We start from the raw sequence: 17279 nt of genomic DNA on the forward strand, positions 1-17279 counted from the left end.
ACCCGGCCCGGCGCCACCCGGCCCGGCGGGATGCACGAGAGCATCCTCAGCACCATCGGCAACACCCCCCTGGTCCGGCTGCCCCGGCTGGAGGCAGCGCGTGGCCTGAAGGCGCGGCTGGCGCTGAAGCTGGAATTCTTCAACCCGCTCGGCTCGGTGAAGGACCGGATCGGCCTCGCCATGATCGAGGCGGCGGAGCGGGAGGGGCTGATCCACCCGGGCGAGTCGGTGCTGGTGGAGCCGACCTCGGGCAACACCGGCATCGCGCTGGGCTTCGTCGCCGCCGCCAAGGGCTACCGGCTGATCGTCACCATGCCGGACGGCGCCAGCGTGGAGCGGCGCAAGATGCTACGCCTGCTGGGTGCCGAGGTGGAGCTGACGCCCGCCGGCCAGGGCATGTCGGGCGCCATCGCCCGGGCCGAGGCGATCGTCGCGGCGACGCCGGGCGCCTGGATGCCGCGGCAGTTCGACAACCCCGCCAACCCGGCGGTGCACGCCGCGACCACCGCCGAAGAGATCTGGGCCGACAGCGCGGGGCTGGTGGATGTGGTGGTGGGGGGCGTCGGCACCGGTGGCACCCTCACCGGCATCGCCCGCGCGCTGAAGCCGCGCCGCGCGGGGATGCGCGTGATCGGGGTGGAGCCGGCCGAATCCGCCGTCCTCTCGGGCGACGACCCGGGCCCGCACGAGATCCAGGGCATCGGCGCGGGCTTCCGCCCCACGGTGCTGGAGCTGCACCGTCTGGACGCGGTGCGGCGGGTGACGGAGCGGGAGAGCTTCGCGGCCGCCCGGCTCTGTGCCCGCACCGAGGGGCTGCCCATCGGCATCTCCTCCGGCGCGGTGCTGCATGCCATGCTGGAACTGGGCGCGGAGCCAGCCATTGAGGGGCAGCTGATCGTCGGGATCGCCGCCTCCTTCGCCGAGCGCTACCTCTCCACCGACCTCTTCGCCGGCCTGTAGCGCCGCCTCAGGCGGCGCCCGCCCGCCGCGGGAGGATCTGCGGGCGGGGAATGCGGGGGCCGCCGGCCGGTGCGCCGCTTACAGGCGGCGGAGATAGCTGTGCACCGCCTCCCATGCGTCCCGCGCCGCATGATGGTGGCCGAACTCGTGCACCAGGTCGTAGCCGTAGTTGCGGAAGTCGGTCTTCAGGATGTCGATCCACCGCCGCCGCTGCGGCGCTTCCTGCCCCGCCAGAACCTGCTGGATGGCCCGCTCCGCCGCCACCCGCCCCAGGTCGCGTGCCCGCGCCGGGGCGGTATCCTCGGAAATACGTGCATGGATCTCGTGGCCGATCTGATCGAACACCATGCCTCCGCGAATCATTGCAACCATCCCTGGCACTTCATTGTGCACCGACAATGATTTTAGACGATTCCCGACTTTGCGGCAATTCTGTGGCTAGTCTTGGAAGCACCGCAGCATGACACGCTTGCGCGAGGGCTAAGAAGGCGGAGCGACGCGGCGCGGCGCCTGCCGGCACGCCGCCCCCGGCCGCGCCCCGGAGGTGAAAAAGCGACATGAAAAAGCCCGGCCACCTGCGAGGGCGGCCGGGCATTCAGGAAGCCGGAGATGCCCGAAAGGGCATACCGGCCGGCAATCCTTGGCTTGGCGTATCGGGCAGGCGGGATTCGAACCCACGACCCCCAGTCCCCCAGACTGATGCGCTACCAGGCTGCGCTACTGCCCGCTGTGCCAGGATGCCGGCTGGCCTTCAGCACCAGCCGGGGCGGCTGGAGCGTATCGGCTCCGACGACCGGGGGCATAGCACCCGTGCCGCCCCGCCTCAACCCCCTGCCCCGAAGAAGATGGGGTTAATCTGCCCGCGAAACCGCCACGGGGCACCGGCCGCCCGCCGCCCTGGCCCGGGGCGGCTAGCGGCCCATGCGGGCGGCGAGGATGCGCAGCTCGGCCGCGAGCGCCTCCAGCTCCGCCACCGCATCGCGCAGCGCCGTCGCGGCGGGCTCGTGCGGCGCGCCCTCCGCCTCGGGCAGGTCGGCCTCCGCCTCCCCGCCCCCTTCGCCGCCATTGTCGCGCAGCAGGCGCTGCACGCCCTTGATGGTGTATCCCTGGGTGTAGAGCAGGTCGCCGATGCGCCGCAGCAGGGCGATATCCTCGGGCCGGTAGTAGCGCCGCCCGCCTCCGCGCTTCAGCGGCTTGAGCTGCGGGAACTTGGTCTCCCAGAAACGCAGCACGTGCTGCGGAATCTGCAGATCCTCCGCCACCTCGCTGATGGTGCGGAATGCCGTCGGGGCCTTGCGCGGTCGGCCGGTGGCCTCCGGATCCTCTGGCATCGGATGCACCCCGTCATTCATGCGGTCAATTCCACATTGCGGCCGGCATGGCCGGCATCACTCATCACCCGCGCGCACCGCCTCGCCGTTGAGCCGGGCCTTGAGCACCTGGCTGGGGCGGAAGGACAGGACGCGCCGGGGCATGATCGGCACCTCGACTCCCGTTTTCGGGTTGCGACCGACTCGCATCCCCTTCTGCCGCACCGAGAAGGTGCCGAAGGCGGAAATCTTCACGGGGCGGCCGGATTCCAGCGCAGCCGAGATGCGCTCCAGCACATCCTCCAGCAGCGCAGCACTTTCGTTTCGCGACAGGCCGACCTGGGCATAGATCGCCTCGGCCAGTTGCGCGCGGGTGATGGTGTTCATGACCGAGCGCGGCCCATGGCTGTCTAACTCCTCGCAACCCCTTCTGGTTAAAAGAGAACCGGGATGGGTCGCTGGCGTCAACCATGCGGCGGGGTGTGGCGCAGAAGCTTCAATCGGGCGAGACATTTTTGCAACACCCCCTCTCCCAAACGGGCAGACCGGGGGCATGGGCTCAGGCACCATCCGCGCGCGCGGTGGAGAGGAGAAGGGTCTGGATGGGGTCCCAGAGCAGGGCGGTCTGCGGCACGGACACGCCGCCGACTCGCACCATGTCCGTGCCGACCAGGCGCCCGCCGAGATGCTGGTAGAACCAGCGGGCGGGATTCTCGCTCAGCACCCAGAGCATGGCGGAGCGGCAGCCGATGGCAGCCAGATGCGCCGCCGTGGCGCGCATCAGGCGCCGGCCCACGCCGCGCTCGCGCCAATCCTCCAGCAGGTAGAGGGTCTCGATCTCGCCCTGCGCCAGGGTCGGCCGGCGCGCACGGGCACCGGAAGCGAAGCCCACCACCTGCGACGGGCCGCAGCCGGTCTCCGGCTCCGCGATGGCGACGAACATGGCGGCGCCTTCCCGCCGCTCCAGCAGGCTACGCTGATAGAAGGCGGCGACGCGCGGCAGAGACAGGCCAGCGAGATAGGCCTCGGGCAGGATACCGGGATAGGTGCTGCGCCAGGTCTCGATATGGACGGCTGCGATGGCGGCGGCATCGGCCGGGCGGGCCTTACGGATGCGGATCATCGGCGTGCCCCCATCCCTTCCCGTTCCGCCGCCCAGCCGGGCTATTCCTTGCGGCGCAGCACGGCGGCGAAGAAGCCGTCCGTGCCATGGCTGTGTGGCGCGAGTTCCATCCAGCGACCATCGCAAGGCGGCGGGCCAGGCGGCGTGGCCGGCGCGAAGGCATCGCTCCAGGCCTCGGCGACCGGGACAGCCTCATACTCGCCGTGACGCGCCAGAAAGGCCTCGACCTGCAATCCGTTCTCCTCGGGCAGCACCGAGCAGGTAGCGTAGACCAGCCGCCCGCCCGGGCGCACCAGTTCCGCGACGGTTTCGAGGATATCTCGCTGTTTGGTGACCAGCTCCTCGAGATCGCGCGGCTGCGTGCGGGCGCGGGCATCGGGGTTGCGGCGCCAGGTGCCGGTGCCGGTGCAGGGCGCATCGACCAGCACGCGGTCGAACTGCCCGGCGCGGCGCTTCACCCAGCGGTCGCCGGCCTGCAGCAGGTGGCGCTCGGCATTGTCCACGCCGGCGCGGCGCAGGCGCTTCACCGCGCCTTCCAGCCGCATGGCCGAGACGTCGCAGGCGACGATGCGGCCGCGGTTGCCCATGGTGGCGGCCACCGCCAGCGTCTTGCCGGCGGCGCCGGCGCAGTAATCGACCACGCGCATGCCCGGCCGCGCACCGGTCAGCAGGGCGATGAGCTGGCTGCCCTCGTCCTGGATCTCGATCAGCCCCTCGGTATAGGCCTTGCTGGCCAGGATCGGCCGGCGGTCGGCGATCCGCAGCCCCCAGGGCGAGAACGGCATCGGCTCGGTGGGCACGCCCTCGGCGGCGAGGGCGGCGGCGGCGGCCTCACGCGTCGTGCGCAGCAGGTTGGCGCGGAGGTCGAGCGGCGCCGCCAGCTCCATCGCCGCCATCGCCGCCGGCAGCTCGGCGCCGAAGCGGGCCTGGAAGCCGGGCAGCGCCCAGCCCGGCAGGTTGTGGCGCACCGCCTCGGGCATGTCCTCATCGAGCAGGGGTGCACCGGCGAGCGCCTCGATCACGCTCATCTCGCCCGGGTCGGGCGGCGCGGGGTTGAAGCGGCCCCCGCAGAAGGCCTGCAGCACGCCGTCGCGCGTCCAGCGCTCCACCAGCAGCAGGTGGGCCATCACCAGCAGGCGCGGCGTGACGGGCACGCCGCCCGCCGCCAGGTGCCACTCCAGCCGGATGCGCTGGCGCAGCACGCCCCAGGCGCGCTCGGCCACCGCGCGGCGGTCGCCGCTGCCGATGTAGCGGCGCTCGCGGAAGAAGCTGTTGGCCGTGGCGTCGGCCGGGCGGCGCGGCGCGGCGGCCACCTCGGCCAGCAGCGCCACCGTGGCGGCGATCCGCGCGGAAGGTGTCATGTCGGAATGTACTCACCCCAGGCGCACACGCCCAGACTCGAAGAAAAAAGATGGGGGTCCGGGGGAATTCCTTCCCCCGGCCTTGTGTCGCGCTCAGCCGTCCTGCCGGTAGTTCGGCGCCTCGCGCGTGATGGCGACATCATGCACGTGGCTCTCGCGCAGCCCGGCCCCGGTGATGCGGCGGAAGGTGCAGTTGCGCTGCATGTCGGCGATGGTGGCGTTGCCGGTGTAGCCCATGGCCGACTTCAGCCCGCCCACGAGCTGGTGGATCACCGGCCCCACCGGCCCCTTGTAGCCGACGCGCCCCTCGATGCCTTCCGGCACCAGCTTGAGCTGGTCCTGCACCTCGGCCTGGAAGTAGCGGTCGGCCGAGCCGCGCGCCATGGCGCCGAGGCTGCCCATGCCGCGATACGACTTGTAGGACCGCCCCTGGTAGAGGAACACCTCGCCCGGCGCCTCGTCCGTGCCGGCGAAGAGGCTGCCCATCATCACGCAGTCGGCCCCGGCGGCGATCGCCTTGGCGAGGTCGCCGGAGGAGCGGACGCCGCCATCGGCGATGGCGGGGATGCCCTTCTCATGCGCGGCCGCCGCGCTCTCCATCACCGCGGTGAGCTGCGGCACACCGACGCCGGCGACAATGCGCGTGGTGCAGATGGAGCCCGGCCCGATGCCGATCTTCACCGCGTCCGCCCCCGCCTCGGCCAGCGCCTCGGCCGCCTCGGGCGTCGCCACGTTGCCGGCGATGACCTGCACGCTGTTGGACAGGCGCTTGATCTTCTCCACCGCCTTCAGCACGCCGGCGGAGTGGCCATGCGCCGTGTCCACCACGATCACGTCCACCTCGGCGGCGATCAGCAGCTCGGCGCGGCGGAAGCCGTCCTCGCCGGTGCCAGTGGCGGCGGCGGCGCGCAGGCGCCCCATGGCGTCCTTGGCCGCGTTCGGGTTGGCCTGCGCCTTGTCCATGTCCTTGACGGTGATCAGGCCGATGCAGCGATAGGCATCGTCCACCACCAGCAGCTTCTCGATGCGGTGCTTGTGCAGCAGGCCGCGCGCCTTCTCGGCCGAGACGTCGGCGGTGACGGTGACGAGGTTCTCCCGCGTCATCAGCTCATAGACCCGCACATTCGGGTCGTTGGCGAAGCGCACGTCGCGGTAGGTGAGGATGCCGACGAGGCGCTTGCTGTCGCGCTCCACCACGGGGATGCCGCTGATGCGGTGCGCCGCCATCAGCGCCTGCGCCTCGGCCAGGGTCTGGTCGGGGTGGATGGTGACGGGGTTCACCACCATGCCGCTCTCGAACTTCTTCACCTGCCGCACCTGCGCGGCCTGGTCTTCCGGCGTCAGGTTCTTGTGGATGACCCCGATGCCGCCGGCCTGCGCCATGGCGATGGCCATCGGCCCCTCGGTGACGGTGTCCATGGCGGCCGAGATGACCGGCATGTTCAGCGTGATCTCGCGCGTCAGGCGGGTGCGAACATCCGTCTGGTTCGGCAGCACGGTGGAATAGGCCGGGACGAGCAGCACGTCGTCGAAGGCATAGGCCTCGGCGATCAGGGTGCGGCGCGGCGCGGCGCCGCGCTCGGCGGGGCCGTCGGTCGGGATGGTGTCGGGAGCCATGGCGGGAGCCTTTCGGACAACTCTTGCGGCGCGTTCCGCAGCCTTGGCGCGTCCCCCTACCCCAGATTCGCCATGCGCCGCAAGCCGCGAGCGCGTGACGATTGGGGGATCCTGCCCCGCGCCCTGCGGGCGACCCCGCCCCGCGCCCTGCGGGCGACCCTGCCCCGCGCCCTACGCCTCCCCGCCAGCCTCGGCCCCGCCGCGGAAGCCCTGGGCCACCACATACATCTCCGCGCTGTCCTTGCGGCTGGAGGGAGGCTTGGCGTGCTTCACGCTGGCGAAGTCCCGCTTCAGCCGGTTCAGCAGGTCGCGCTCCGTGCCGCCCTGGAACACCTTGGCGACGAAGCCGCCGCCCGGCACCAGCACCTTGCCCGCGAAATCCAGCGCCAGCTCGACGAGTCCCAGGATGCGCAGGTGGTCGGTGGCGTTGTGGCCGGTGGTGTTGGGCGCCATGTCGGACAGGACGAGGTCGGCCGGCCCGTCCAGCGTGTCCAGCACGGCCTGCTCCACCGCTGCGTCCTGGAAGTCGCCCTGCAGCAGGGTGGCCCCGGCGATCACGTCCATCGGCAGCAGGTCGAGCCCCACCACCTTGCCGCGCTCGCCCGTCTTCTGCACCGCCACCTGGGTCCAGCCGCCGGGCGCGGCGCCCAGGTCGACCACGCGCTGGCCGGGGTGGAACAGGCCGTACTTCTCATCCAGCTCGATGATCTTGAAGGCGGCACGGGACCGCCAGCCGGCCGCCTTGGCGGCGCGCACATAGGGGTCGTTGAGCTGCCGCTCCAGCCATTTCTGGCTGGCGGTGGTGCGGCCCTTGGCGGTGCGGAGGCGCGTGGTCAGGCCACGCCCGGCTCCGGTCGGAGTCTTCACGACAGGCAATTCCTCAAGAAGCAGTGTCTCAGGGCGCCGGGTGGGCGGCCCAGCGGGGCGGGTGGGCGGCACGGCGCGGCGGCGCGCGCTCCTGCCGCATCATGCGCAGCAGCATCCCCTCCCGCAGCCCGCGATCGGCGACGGTGACGCAGGAGGAGGGCCACAACCGGCGGATGGCGGCATAGATGGCGCAGCCGGGCAGGACGAAATCCGCCCGTTCGGGGCCGATGCAGGGATGCGCCCGCAGCCCTTCCCGCCCGAGATGGAACAGGTCGCGTAGCGCCTGGTCGGCCACCTCGATGTCCAGCACGCGCCCATCGACCAGCGGCCGGGAATAGCGCGGCAGCGACAGGGCGACGCCGGCCAGGGTGGTGACGGTGCCGCTGGTGCCCATCAGCCGCACGCCGCCGGCGCGCATCTCGCGGCCAATGCTGTGCACCCGGTCGAACTCGGTGAGCTGCTCGGTCACCTCATCCACCACCCGGCCGAAACCCTCCGGCGTGTAGCAGCACAGCCCCGCCCGCTCCGCCAGGGTGACGACGCCGAGCGGCAGAGAGACATAGCCGATCAGCTCCGCCTGCCCCCCCGCGCCGGCGCGGATCCAGGCGATCTCGGTGCTGCCGCCGCCGATGTCGAACAGCAGGGCGCGGCGGTCCTGCGGGCGCAGCAGGGGGGCGCAGGATTCCATCGCCAGCTCCGCCTCCTCCCGCGCCGTGATGATGCGGATGGGCAGGCCCGTGGCGGCCTGGGCGCGGGCGACGAAGGCGCGGCCGTTGCTCGCCTGGCGGCAGGCCTCGGTGGTGACGGCGAGCAGCCGCCGCAGCGGCCGGCGCAGCAGCTTCTGCGCGCAGGTCTGGAGCGCCAGCAGCGCCCGCTCCATCGCGCCCTCGGACAGGCGCCCCTCCCCCGCCAGCCCTTCGCCGAGGCGGACGACGCGGCTGTAGCTGTCCAGCACCCTAAAGGTGCCGGACTGGGTGGGGGTGCCGACGAGCAGGCGGCAGTTGTTGGTGCCGAGATCAATGGCCGCGAATGCACCGCCAGCGGCCGCGGAGGGCGGGTGGAAGCGGGCGACAGCAGGATTCGACACGGCATCTGGCATGATATTCGGGGCCTTTCCCGGCTCCGCCCGGGCAGGGGCAGAAGGGGGGCTTGCCAATGATCCGGCCTGCGGGCGCCCGGGGCAAGCGATTTCGCGCCGCAAAGCGGAATGGTTCAACACCCCCCTTGCAAGCCAATCTGGCGGGCGCTATATCGCCGCCAACGCCGTTGGGGAATAGTTTAACGGTAGAACTCCCGACTCTGACTCGGGCAGTCTTGGTTCGAATCCAGGTTCCCCAGCCAAGTTTTCCAACATGCTGAAATATTCCCAGGCTCTGGCACGGCATTCCGTGCGGGGCCTTTTTTGTATTCGACTGCGGCACTCATGCCGCGGAAAGCTGGCATCCTTCCTTCTTCCTGCGGCCATTTCGCGCGCAGGAAAGGCCGGGGAAGCACCCCTCCCCGGCCCGGTCGCTCAGCCGCCGATGCCGCCGAGCGCCAGATACTTCGTCTCGAGATATTCCTCGATGCCGTGGCTGCTGCCCTCGCGGCCGAGGCCCGACTGCTTGAAGCCGCCGAACGGCGCCTCGGCGGTCGAGATGATGCCCTCGTTGATGCCGATGATGCCGTATTCCAGCGCCTCGGCGACACGGAAGATCCGCCCCACGTCGCGCGAATAGAAATAGGCGGCGAGGCCGAACTCGGTGTCGTTGGCCAAGCGGATCGCCTCTTCCTCCGTCTTGAAGCGGAAGAGCGGCGCCACCGGGCCGAAGGTCTCCTCGCGGAAGATCACGGCGTCATGCGGCACGTTGGCCAGCACGGTGGGCTGGAAGAAATTGCCGCCCTTCTCGTGCGGCTTGCCGCCGGTGACGATGCTGGCGCCCTTCGACAGCGCATCGGCGATGTGGTCCTGCACCTTCTTGACCGCGTCGGCATTGATCAGCGGGCCCTGGGTGACCCCGTCCTCCATGCCGTTGCCGACCTTCAGCTTCTCCACCGCCGCCTTCAGCTTCTGGCTGAACGCCTCGTAGACGCCCTCCTGCACCAGCACCCGGTTGGCGCAGACGCAGGTCTGCCCGGTGTTGCGGTACTTCGAGGCGATGGCGCCCTTCACCGCCTCGTCAAGGTCGGCATCGTCGAACACGATGAAGGGCGCGTTGCCGCCCAGCTCCATCGAGGTCTTCTTGATGGTGGCGGCGCATTGCTCCAGCAGCACCCGGCCCACCTCGGTGGAGCCGGTGAAGGAGAGCTTGCGCACCAGCGGGTTGCCGGTCAGCTCCTTGCCGGTGCCGGAGGACGGGCCGGTGATGATGTTGCACACGCCCTTGGGCATGCCCGCGCGCTCGGCCAGCACGCCGATGGCCAGCGCCGAGAAGGGCGTCTGGCTGGCCGGGCGGATGACGCCGGTGCAGCCCGCCGCCCAGCCGGGGCCGGCCTTGCGGGTGATCATGGCGGCCGGGAAGTTCCAGGGCGTGATGGCGGCGAAGACGCCGACCGGCTCCTTGGTCACCAGGATGCGGCGGCCCTTGGCGTTCTGCGGAATGGTCTCGCCATTCACCCGGCGCGCCTCCTCGGCGAACCATTCGATGAAGCTGGCGGCGTAACCGATTTCGCCCTTCGACTCCGCCAGGGGCTTGCCCTGCTCGGCGGTCATGATGGCGGCCAGGTCGTCGGTGTTGGCCAGCATCAGCGCGGCCAGCTTCTTCAGGATGGCCGCCCGCTCGCTGGCCAGCATGGCCCGCCAGGCCGGCCAGGCGGCATTGGCCGCCTCGATGGCGCGGCGCGTCTCGGCCTGGCCCATGGCGGGCACGGTGCCCACCACCTCACCCGTGGCCGGGTTGCGAACCTCCAGGCTCTTGGCGCTGTCCGCCTGCACCCATTCGCCGTCGATCAGGTTGGCCTGCCGGAACAGGTCGGGGTCTTTCAGCGGCAGCTTGGCAACGGTGTCGAGCATCGGGCTCTCCTTCCCTTTTCTCCGGCCCGCCGGAAGGCGGCTGGCCGGGCGTTCCGGGAAAGGTAGGCGTGCGATGCCTCGCTGTCAGCCCACCCGCCGATGATCGCTGAAACCTGAGCGCAACACTTTCCGCCGCCCGGGCGTTGACCCGGCACGCCGGCAACCGCAGGCGCAGGCTACAAGGCTGGAGAACGCCATGGGTACGATCCTGCTGATCATCGTCATTCTGCTGCTGATCGGCGCGCTGCCGAGCTGGGGCTACAGCCGCGGCTGGGGCTACGGGCCCTCGGGTGGCCTTGGCCTGATCCTGCTGATCCTGATCGTGCTGCTGCTGATGGGCCGGATCTGACGCCGGCGGCCATCCCCCTCTCCTTTCGGGAGAGGGGGATGGCCGGCTCAGGCGGCGCTGGGGGCGGGCAGGCCCTGCACCGCGAGGTCCAGCGCCTCCAGCCATGCACCCGCCTTCAGGGCGCGGGCGATGCGGCGCGTCACGAACAGCCGCGGCCCCGACTTCTCCAGCACGATGGCGGCCCACACGGCCACCGCGAGCCCCGCCAGCGGCGCCAGATGCAGGTGCAGGAGCGCCACCAGGATACCGCCATGCAGCGGGGCCAGCCAGGCCGTCAGCACCATGGTCAGCGCCGCCACGAACAATCCGAGCGCGATCGTCAGATCCAGCCGTGCCAGGCGGGAGGCGGCGGCGACCTCCGCCTGCAGCCGGGGCAGCGCCACCCGGAGCGGGTCCTCGACCATCGGCGCACCGCCGCGGCTGGCCAGATAGCGGCGAGCGAGCAGTTCGGTGCGGGCGAGGCGGGTCCGACTCATGGCATGACGGCTCCGGAAGGTTGTGCTGCGACGCAGCATAGTCTCAGGTTGCCGTGACCGCCAAGCAATGGGAAGCGCCTCGGATCCGGTGGTGGAGGAACGGGCCGGCCGCCCTCTCCGCCGGAGCGGCGCGCCCTGCCACTGGAAACTCCGCATGGCATGGCGCAGTTCCGTCGCCCGGTGGAATAACCGGCGGAATAGGCCGCATCATCACGCCGCACCCGGCCCGGCAGGCCCTAGGATATCGGGCCGGGCCGCGGCCGGAGCGGCCGCCACCACCGGACTGCGCCCCGGCCAGAGGCGGGCGTCCTGTCACTCCACCGTCACCGCCTTGGCCAGGTTGCGCGGCTGGTCCACATCGGTGCCCTTCAGCACCGCCACGTGGTAGGCCAGCAGCTGCACCGGTATCGCGTGCAGGATGGGCGCCACGAAGGGATCGACCGTGGGCAGCACCACCACCCGTTCGGCGAAGCGGCGCAGCGCCGGGGCGCCCACCGCGTCGGTGAAGGCCATGATGCGGCCGCCGCGTGCCGCCGCCTCCTGCAAATTGGATGCGGTCTTCTCGAAGAGCGGGCCGGAGGGGCAGAGGGCGATCACCGGCACCGTCGGGTCGATCAGCGCGATGGGTCCGTGCTTCATCTCGCCGGCGGCATAGCCCTCGGCGTGGATGTAGCTCAGCTCCTTCAGCTTCAGCGCGCCCTCGAGCGCGATCGGGTAGAGGCTGCCGCGGCCGAGGAACAGCACGTCCCGCGCCTGCGCCACCTCGCGCGCCAGCTCCAGGATCTCGGCGCTGTCCTCCAGCAGGGCGGCGGCATGGGCGGGCACCTCCAGCAGGGCGGCGGTCAGGCGCGCCTCCTCGGTGGCGGGCAGCGTGCCGCGCGCCCGGCCGAAGCCCAGCGCCAAGCTGGCCAGCACCGCGAGCTGCGCGGTGAACGCCTTGGTGGAGGCGACGCCGATCTCCGGCCCCGCCACGGTCAGCACCGTGCCATGGCTCTCCCGCGCCATGCTGCTCTCGGCCACGTTCACCACCGAGAGAATGCGCTGGCCGCGCTCGCGCAGCAGGCGCAGCGCCGCCAGCGTGTCCGCCGTCTCGCCGGACTGACTGACGAGCAGCGCGGCGCCGCCCTCGGGCAGCGGCGGGTCGCGGTAGCGCAGCTCGCTGGCGATATCGGCATCGACCGGAATGCGCGCCACCTGCTCGATCCAGTAGCGCCCGACCTGCGCCGCCAGATAGGCCGAGCCGCAGGCGCTGAAAGAGATCTTGGGCACCGCCACCGGGTCGAAGGGCAGCGCCGGCAGGGCCACGGCGCGGCTGGCCGGGTCGATATACTGGCGCAGCGTGTCGCCGAGCACGACGGGGTGCTCGTGCAGTTCCTTCTCCATGAAGTGCCGGTAGTTGCCCTTGCCCACCGCGGCGCCGGAATAGGCGGTGAGCTTGATGGCGCGCTCCACCGGCCGGTCATCGGCGTCGAAGAAGCGGGCATCGCGATCGGAGAGCACCACCCAGTCGCCCTCCTCCAGATAGGCGACGCGGCGCGTCATGGGCGAGAGCGCCAGGGCGTCGGAGCCCACGAACATCTCGCCCTCGCCATAGCCCACGGCCAGCGGGCTGCCCTGCCGCGCGGCGATCAGGGTGCGAGGATGGCCGGCGAAGACCATCGCCAGCCCGAAGGCGCCATGGATCTTCTTCAGCGTGGCGGAGACGGCCTGCTCCGGGGTGGCACCGCCGGCCAGCAGGTGGTCGAGCAGCTTGGCGACCGTCTCGGTGTCGGTCTCTGTCTCGAATTCCACGCCCTCGGCTTCCAGCTCGGCGCGCAGCTGGGAGAAATTCTCGATGATGCCGTTGTGCACGACGGAGACGCGGGCGGTGCCGTGCGGATGGGCATTGCGCTCGGTCGGCGCGCCATGCGTCGCCCAGCGGGTGTGGCCGATGCCGATGGTGCCCGCCAGCGGCTGGGCCTCCAGCGCATTCGCCAGGTTGACGAGCTTGCCCTCGGCGCGGCGGCGCTCGATGTGCCCGTTCACCAGCGTGGCGATGCCGGCGCTGTCATAGCCCCGGTATTCCAGCCGCCGCAGCCCTTCCAGCAGGCGCGGGGCGGCATCGTCCCGCCCCACCACACCGACGATCCCGCACATCAGCCCTTCTCCTTCCGGCGGGCGGCGCGGAAGGCCGCGGCCGCCCCGGGTTTCTCAGCCGCCCGCGCGCGGGCGAAGGCCAGCGCATCCGGCGCCACATCCCTGGTCAGCACCGAGCCGGCGGCGGTCATCGCGCCATCGCCCAGCGCGATGGGCGCGATCAGCGTGGTGTGGGAGCCCACGAACACGCCGGCGCCGATCTCCGTGCGGTGCTTGGCGAAGCCGTCATAGTTGCAGGTGATGGTGCCGGCGCCGACATTGGTGCCCGCCCCCACCGAGGCGTCGCCCAGATAGGTCAGGTGGTTGGCCTTGGCCCCCTGCCCCAGCGCCACGTTCTTCAGCTCGACGAAATTGCCGACATGCGCGGCGGGCCCCACATCCGTGCCCGGCCGCAGCCGCGCATAGGGGCCGACCAGCGCGCCGGCGCGCACCACGCAGCCCTCCAGATGGCTGAAGGCCCGGATCTCGGCGCCGTCCTCCACTGTCACGCCGGGGCCGAACACCACATGCGGGCCCACCGTCACATCCTGGCCGAGCCGGGTGTCGTGGCTGAACACCACGCTCTCGGGCCAGGTCAGGGTGGCGCCGCCTTCCATGGCGGCGCGGCGCAGCGCCTGCTGCACCGTGGCCTCGGCGGCGGCCAGCTCGACGCGGCTGTTGATGCCGCGCAGCTCGGCCTCCGGCGCCTCCACCGCGACGACGCGCTTCCCCTCGGCCACGGCCAGCGGCACCACGTCGGGCAGGTAGTACTCGCCCGCCCGGTTCTCGTTGCGCACGCCGCGCAGCCAGCGGAACAGGTCGGCCGCCGGGGCGCAGAGCACGCCGGCATTGCACAGCCCGACGGCGCGCTCGGCCTCCGTGGCGTCGGCGTACTCGACGATGCGGGTGACGTTGCCGCTCCCGTCCTGCATCACCCGGCCATACTTCGCCGGGTCCTCCGGCCGCATGGCCAGCAGCGCGAGGCCGGCCCCCTCGCCGCCTTCCGCGCCGCGCGCCGCGCGCAGGCGGCGCAGTGTGGCGGGGCTGATCAGCGGGTTGTCGGCATAGAGCACCGCCACGTCGCCCGCGAAGCCGTCGAGCAGCGGCGCGGCCTGCAGGGCGGCATGGCCGGTGCCCAAGCGCTCGGCCTGCACGACGGTGGCGTGCGGCGCGGCGGCGCGCTCCAGCGCCGGCATGTCGGGGCCCACCACCACCACCAGGCGGTCGAACACCCCCTCGCAGGCGGCGATGAGGTGGCTGAGCATCGGGCGCCCGGCAATGGGATGCAGCGCCTTGGGCAGGCGGCTCTTCATGCGGGTGCCGAGGCCGGCGGCGAGCAGGATGGCGGCAGCATTCATGCCCCGCTTCTGCCTGGGAAAGCCAAGGCCCGGCAAGGGTTTCCGGCGTCACTTCGCATTGCCGCACGAAACATGGCATGAACCGGCGCCATGCAACGAACCGTGATCTTCGACCTGGACGGCACGCTGGTGGACAGCCGGCCGGACATCCACGCGGCGCTCAACCGGCTGATGCAGGCGCGCGGCCTCGCCCCCTTCACCCTGGCGGAGGTGACGCGCTTCATCGGCGACGGCGTGCCGGTGCTGCTCGCCCGCGCCTTCGCCGCGCGCGGCCTGCCGGCCGACCCCACCGCCCAGCCCGCCTTCCTGGCCGATTACGAGGCCAACGCCGCCGTCCACACGAAGCTGTTCGGCGGCATGGCGGCGGTCCTGGACGGGCTGGCGGCCGAAGGCTGGGCGATGGCCGTCTGCACCAACAAGCCGGAGAAGGCCGCACGCCTCCTGCTGGGGGCGCTCGGCCTGGATGGCCGCTTCGCGGCGCTGGGCGGCGGCGACAGCTTTCCCGTCCGCAAGCCGGACCCGGCGCATGTGCTGGCCACGCTGGCCGCGGCCGGCGGCACGCCCGGGGCGGCGGTGATGGTGGGCGACCACCACAACGACATCGCCGCCGGCCGCGCCGCTGGCGTGCCGGTGGTCTATTGCGGCTGGGGCTACGGCCTGCCTGAGATGGCGGAAGGCGCGCCGGTGGCGGATAGCCCCGCCGCCCTGCCCGCGCTGCTGCGGCAGGCGCTGGCGGCGCCGAGGCCTCAGGCGGGGCCCAGTTCCAGCAGATAGGCGGTCAGCGGACCCAGCCAGCGGCCCGGCATCTCCACCCGCACGGGCAGCACCGGGGCACCCGGGCGCGGGCTGGCCATCCAGGCGATGGCCTCCTGCGGCTCGCGCAGGTCCCGCTCGTCATCGTGGCGGAAGCCGGCGGTCTGGCGGCCGGTGAAGCCGCAGCGCACCGCCTCGCCGCTCCAGGCCTCGCGCCAAGGGGCGAGGCGGTCCCGCCCGAGGGTGCGGGCGGTGAACTCGGCGCGGCGGCGGCCGTCGAACACCGTGGCCTCGGCCTCGCAGCGGCCGGTGCGGGCCAGGTTGCGCGCCATCTGCGCCACCGGCGTCAGCGCGTCCACCGTGCCGCGCCACAGGGCGGGCGGCACCGGCTCCCGCTCCGGGTCCTCGGCCGGCACGAGGTGGCGCAGCGTGGCCTGGCCGTCGGGGTATTCCAGCACCACCTGGCGCGGCTTGCCACGCCACACCCCATCCCCCACGAAACGCACCGGCTGGGCGCGATGCTCCCGCCACAGCCCCTCGACACGGTTGACCTGCCGCCCGGCGCTGAACCAGCGTGCCAGCCCGGTCAGGTGCACGGCGGATTCGATGCGGTAGTGGCGTGGCGAATCCAGGTCGAACATCACCTCCACCCGCATCACCTGCATGCCCGCCGCCTGCACGCCATAGACAGCCCGCAACGGTTCCGCCCGCCCCGGCAGGGGCAGGAAAAGCACGGCGGCAAGGAGCGGCAGGAGGAGACGGCGCATCCCGTTCAGATGATGCGCCGGGCGGGTGTTTGTAGATGAGGAATGATTGTGACCCCTGCTTGACACCTTTCCGGCCGCCCGTTATTTCCCCGCCCACACCCGATGGGTGCGTAGCTCAGCGGTAGAGCATCGCCTTCACACGGCGGGGGTCACAGGTTCAATCCCTGTCGCACCCACCATCGGGTCCTCGAATTTCCTGATCGTCAGGCTGCCAACGGGGCCGTGCATCGCACGGCCCCGTTGTCGTTTCTCGCGCGTGGCATGAGCGGCCCAGGGCCGCGGAGAAGCGCGGCGGGCCCGGCGGCGGGGGGGGGGTGGGGAAGTGCCGCCGGGCCGCGCCGCCTCAGCGCGGCGCCTGGGGGGCGGGCTGCGCCTCGGGAGAGGGAGCCTGCGGCGCGGGCGCCCCGGAGCCGCGCTGATGACGGTGGTGGCGCGGGCCACGCAGCTCGGACGCCTCCAGCGCGCCATCGGCATTGGCATCGGCGGCGCGGAACATCGCCACCGCGATCGGCTGCACCTCCTGCATCGTCACGCGCCCGTCGCGGTTGGCGTCGGCGGCCCGGAAGATGGCATCCATGCGGCCTTCCATGGCGTTGCGGACGCGCTCCGGCATGGGGCGGCGCTCGCCACCCGGCGCATGGGCGGCGCGGCGCGCCTGCAGGTAGTCGCGCACTTCGTTGCGTTCCAGCGCGGCATCGTTGTTGGCATCCGCCTCGGCGAAGCGGGCGGAGAGGAAGTTCAGCCCCTCCGTCTCGCTGACGCGGCCATCGCGGTCGGCATCGGCCTGCTGCAGCATCCGGGCCGGGCCACCGTGGCGCGGACCGCCTTGGCCCGGCTGCTGCGCCAGGGCCGGAAGGGCGGCGGCGGCCAGCGCGGCGCCGAACAGGCCCATGGCAAGCTTGGAAGTCATCGTGGCTCTCCCCTCGGGATGGGCGGCGAACAGCGCCGCATGAGGAGAGAGATGGGAGGGGAATGTTACGGGCGCATTGCGCCCTCCCCCTACGCCCGTGATGAAGTGTGACGGAAGCCGGCGCTCAGCGCGCCGGCCGGGCCGGGTTGCGCCGCGCCGGCCTGCGCTCGGGCGTGGCGCGCACGCGGCTGCCGCCATCGCCCTGCTCGATCACCGTGGCCGTGGCGCGGCGGGCCACCGAAAGCCGCCCGGCGCTGCGGGCCGGCGCGGACTGGCGCGCCACCCGCGCCGCCGCCTTCTGCGTCGGCGCAGGCGTGGCAC

Annotated in this window: 18 protein-coding genes and 3 tRNA genes; 5 read left to right on the top strand and 16 right to left on the bottom strand. The window is 71.9% G+C overall.

The genetic code is table 11. The annotated features are described in order from the left end of the window. Positions 1–30 precede the first annotated feature (30 nt). On the top strand, positions 31–960 hold the full coding sequence (cysK, locus tag ACFOY6_RS01935; RefSeq protein WP_379648632.1) for a cysteine synthase A: 930 nt from the start codon (positions 31–33) through the stop codon (positions 958–960). Between the two features lie 78 nt (positions 961–1038). On the opposite strand, the gene ACFOY6_RS01940 is transcribed toward cysK, so the two are convergent. The 9 genes from ACFOY6_RS01940 to ACFOY6_RS01980 all read right to left on the bottom strand — a co-directional run bounded on the left by ACFOY6_RS01940 (position 1039) and on the right by ACFOY6_RS01980 (position 8325). Continuing rightward, positions 1039–1308: a hypothetical protein gene (locus ACFOY6_RS01940; RefSeq protein WP_379633673.1), complete on the bottom strand. Its 270-nt coding sequence runs from the start codon at positions 1306–1308 to the stop codon at positions 1039–1041. Between the two features lie 305 nt (positions 1309–1613). Further along, a tRNA-Pro gene (locus tag ACFOY6_RS01945) sits at positions 1614–1687 on the bottom strand. 184 nt (positions 1688–1871) lie between these two features. Beyond that, on the bottom strand, positions 1872–2291 hold the full coding sequence (locus ACFOY6_RS01950) for a MerR family transcriptional regulator (RefSeq protein ID WP_379633671.1): 420 nt from the start codon (positions 2289–2291) through the stop codon (positions 1872–1874). A 57-nt stretch (positions 2292–2348) separates the two neighbouring features. Beyond that, the gene (locus ACFOY6_RS01955; protein WP_109517798.1) at positions 2349–2657 is read right to left on the bottom strand and encodes an integration host factor subunit alpha; all 309 of its coding nucleotides are present in this window, start codon (positions 2655–2657) and stop codon (positions 2349–2351) included. Between the two features lie 172 nt (positions 2658–2829). After that, positions 2830–3393 carry a GNAT family N-acetyltransferase gene (locus tag ACFOY6_RS01960; RefSeq protein WP_379633669.1) on the bottom strand — a complete coding sequence of 188 codons (564 nt, stop codon included), beginning with the start codon at positions 3391–3393 and terminating at the stop codon, positions 2830–2832. A gap of 41 nt (positions 3394–3434) precedes the next feature. After that, on the bottom strand, positions 3435–4754 hold the full coding sequence (locus ACFOY6_RS01965) for an RsmB/NOP family class I SAM-dependent RNA methyltransferase (RefSeq protein ID WP_379648614.1): 1320 nt from the start codon (positions 4752–4754) through the stop codon (positions 3435–3437). A 93-nt stretch (positions 4755–4847) separates the two neighbouring features. Then, positions 4848–6371, bottom strand: coding sequence for an IMP dehydrogenase (guaB, locus tag ACFOY6_RS01970; protein ID WP_109517795.1), 1524 nt, complete (start codon positions 6369–6371; stop codon positions 4848–4850). Between the two features lie 171 nt (positions 6372–6542). Beyond that, entirely contained in the window at positions 6543–7208 is a 666-nt protein-coding gene (locus ACFOY6_RS01975; protein ID WP_379635999.1) for an RlmE family RNA methyltransferase, read from the bottom strand. A gap of 58 nt (positions 7209–7266) precedes the next feature. Next, positions 7267–8325: a Ppx/GppA phosphatase family protein gene (locus ACFOY6_RS01980; RefSeq protein WP_245906452.1), complete on the bottom strand. Its 1059-nt coding sequence runs from the start codon at positions 8323–8325 to the stop codon at positions 7267–7269. Positions 8326–8505: 180 nt separating this feature from the next. Here ACFOY6_RS01980 and ACFOY6_RS01985 point away from each other — a divergent pair. After that, positions 8506–8579, top strand: a tRNA-Gln gene (locus ACFOY6_RS01985). Positions 8580–8751: 172 nt separating this feature from the next. Here ACFOY6_RS01985 and ACFOY6_RS01990 read toward each other — a convergent pair. Then, positions 8752–10230, bottom strand: a complete 1479-nt coding sequence (locus tag ACFOY6_RS01990) for an NAD-dependent succinate-semialdehyde dehydrogenase (protein WP_109517792.1) — start codon at positions 10228–10230, stop codon at positions 8752–8754. 196 nt (positions 10231–10426) lie between these two features. Here ACFOY6_RS01990 and ACFOY6_RS01995 point away from each other — a divergent pair, with 196 nt between their 5' ends. After that, on the top strand, positions 10427–10579 hold the full coding sequence (locus ACFOY6_RS01995; RefSeq protein ID WP_099094782.1) for a DUF3309 family protein: 153 nt from the start codon (positions 10427–10429) through the stop codon (positions 10577–10579). 47 nt (positions 10580–10626) lie between these two features. Here ACFOY6_RS01995 and ACFOY6_RS02000 read toward each other — a convergent pair whose 3' ends face one another. The 3 genes from ACFOY6_RS02000 to glmU form a co-directional block, all read right to left on the bottom strand. Continuing rightward, a complete protein-coding gene (locus ACFOY6_RS02000; protein WP_109517791.1) occupies positions 10627–11055 on the bottom strand; it encodes a hypothetical protein in 429 nt (142 codons plus the stop codon). A gap of 312 nt (positions 11056–11367) precedes the next feature. Beyond that, positions 11368–13191: a glutamine--fructose-6-phosphate transaminase (isomerizing) gene (glmS, locus tag ACFOY6_RS02005; protein WP_379633662.1), complete on the bottom strand. Its 1824-nt coding sequence runs from the start codon at positions 13189–13191 to the stop codon at positions 11368–11370. Next, a complete protein-coding gene (gene glmU / locus ACFOY6_RS02010) occupies positions 13191–14528 on the bottom strand; it encodes a bifunctional UDP-N-acetylglucosamine diphosphorylase/glucosamine-1-phosphate N-acetyltransferase GlmU (protein WP_379648618.1) in 1338 nt (445 codons plus the stop codon). The genes glmS and glmU overlap by 1 nt, the downstream gene beginning before the upstream one ends. Before the next feature lie 90 nt (positions 14529–14618). Between glmU and gph the strand changes: the two genes are divergently transcribed. Continuing rightward, a complete protein-coding gene (gph, locus tag ACFOY6_RS02015; protein ID WP_379633660.1) occupies positions 14619–15302 on the top strand; it encodes a phosphoglycolate phosphatase in 684 nt (227 codons plus the stop codon). Here gph and ACFOY6_RS02020 read toward each other — a convergent pair. Then, positions 15275–16048 carry a DUF3108 domain-containing protein gene (locus ACFOY6_RS02020; protein WP_379648620.1) on the bottom strand — a complete coding sequence of 258 codons (774 nt, stop codon included), beginning with the start codon at positions 16046–16048 and terminating at the stop codon, positions 15275–15277. The genes gph and ACFOY6_RS02020 overlap by 28 nt on opposite strands. 104 nt (positions 16049–16152) lie before the next feature. On the opposite strand from ACFOY6_RS02020, the gene ACFOY6_RS02025 reads away from it, so the two are divergent. Further along, positions 16153–16227: transfer RNA gene (locus tag ACFOY6_RS02025), tRNA-Val, on the top strand. Between the two features lie 164 nt (positions 16228–16391). Here the strand turns inward: ACFOY6_RS02025 and ACFOY6_RS02030 are convergent. Together ACFOY6_RS02030 and ACFOY6_RS02035 are read right to left on the bottom strand one after the other, a co-directional pair. Further along, a complete protein-coding gene (locus ACFOY6_RS02030; protein ID WP_181378182.1) occupies positions 16392–16958 on the bottom strand; it encodes an EF-hand domain-containing protein in 567 nt (188 codons plus the stop codon). 124 nt (positions 16959–17082) lie between these two features. Then, the coding region (locus tag ACFOY6_RS02035; protein ID WP_379648623.1) for a hypothetical protein at positions 17083–17279 on the bottom strand (197 nt) is incomplete at its 5' end.

The organism is Teichococcus aestuarii (genome assembly GCF_042651065.1).
Lineage (GTDB): Bacteria > Pseudomonadota > Alphaproteobacteria > Acetobacterales > Acetobacteraceae > Pseudoroseomonas > Pseudoroseomonas aestuarii.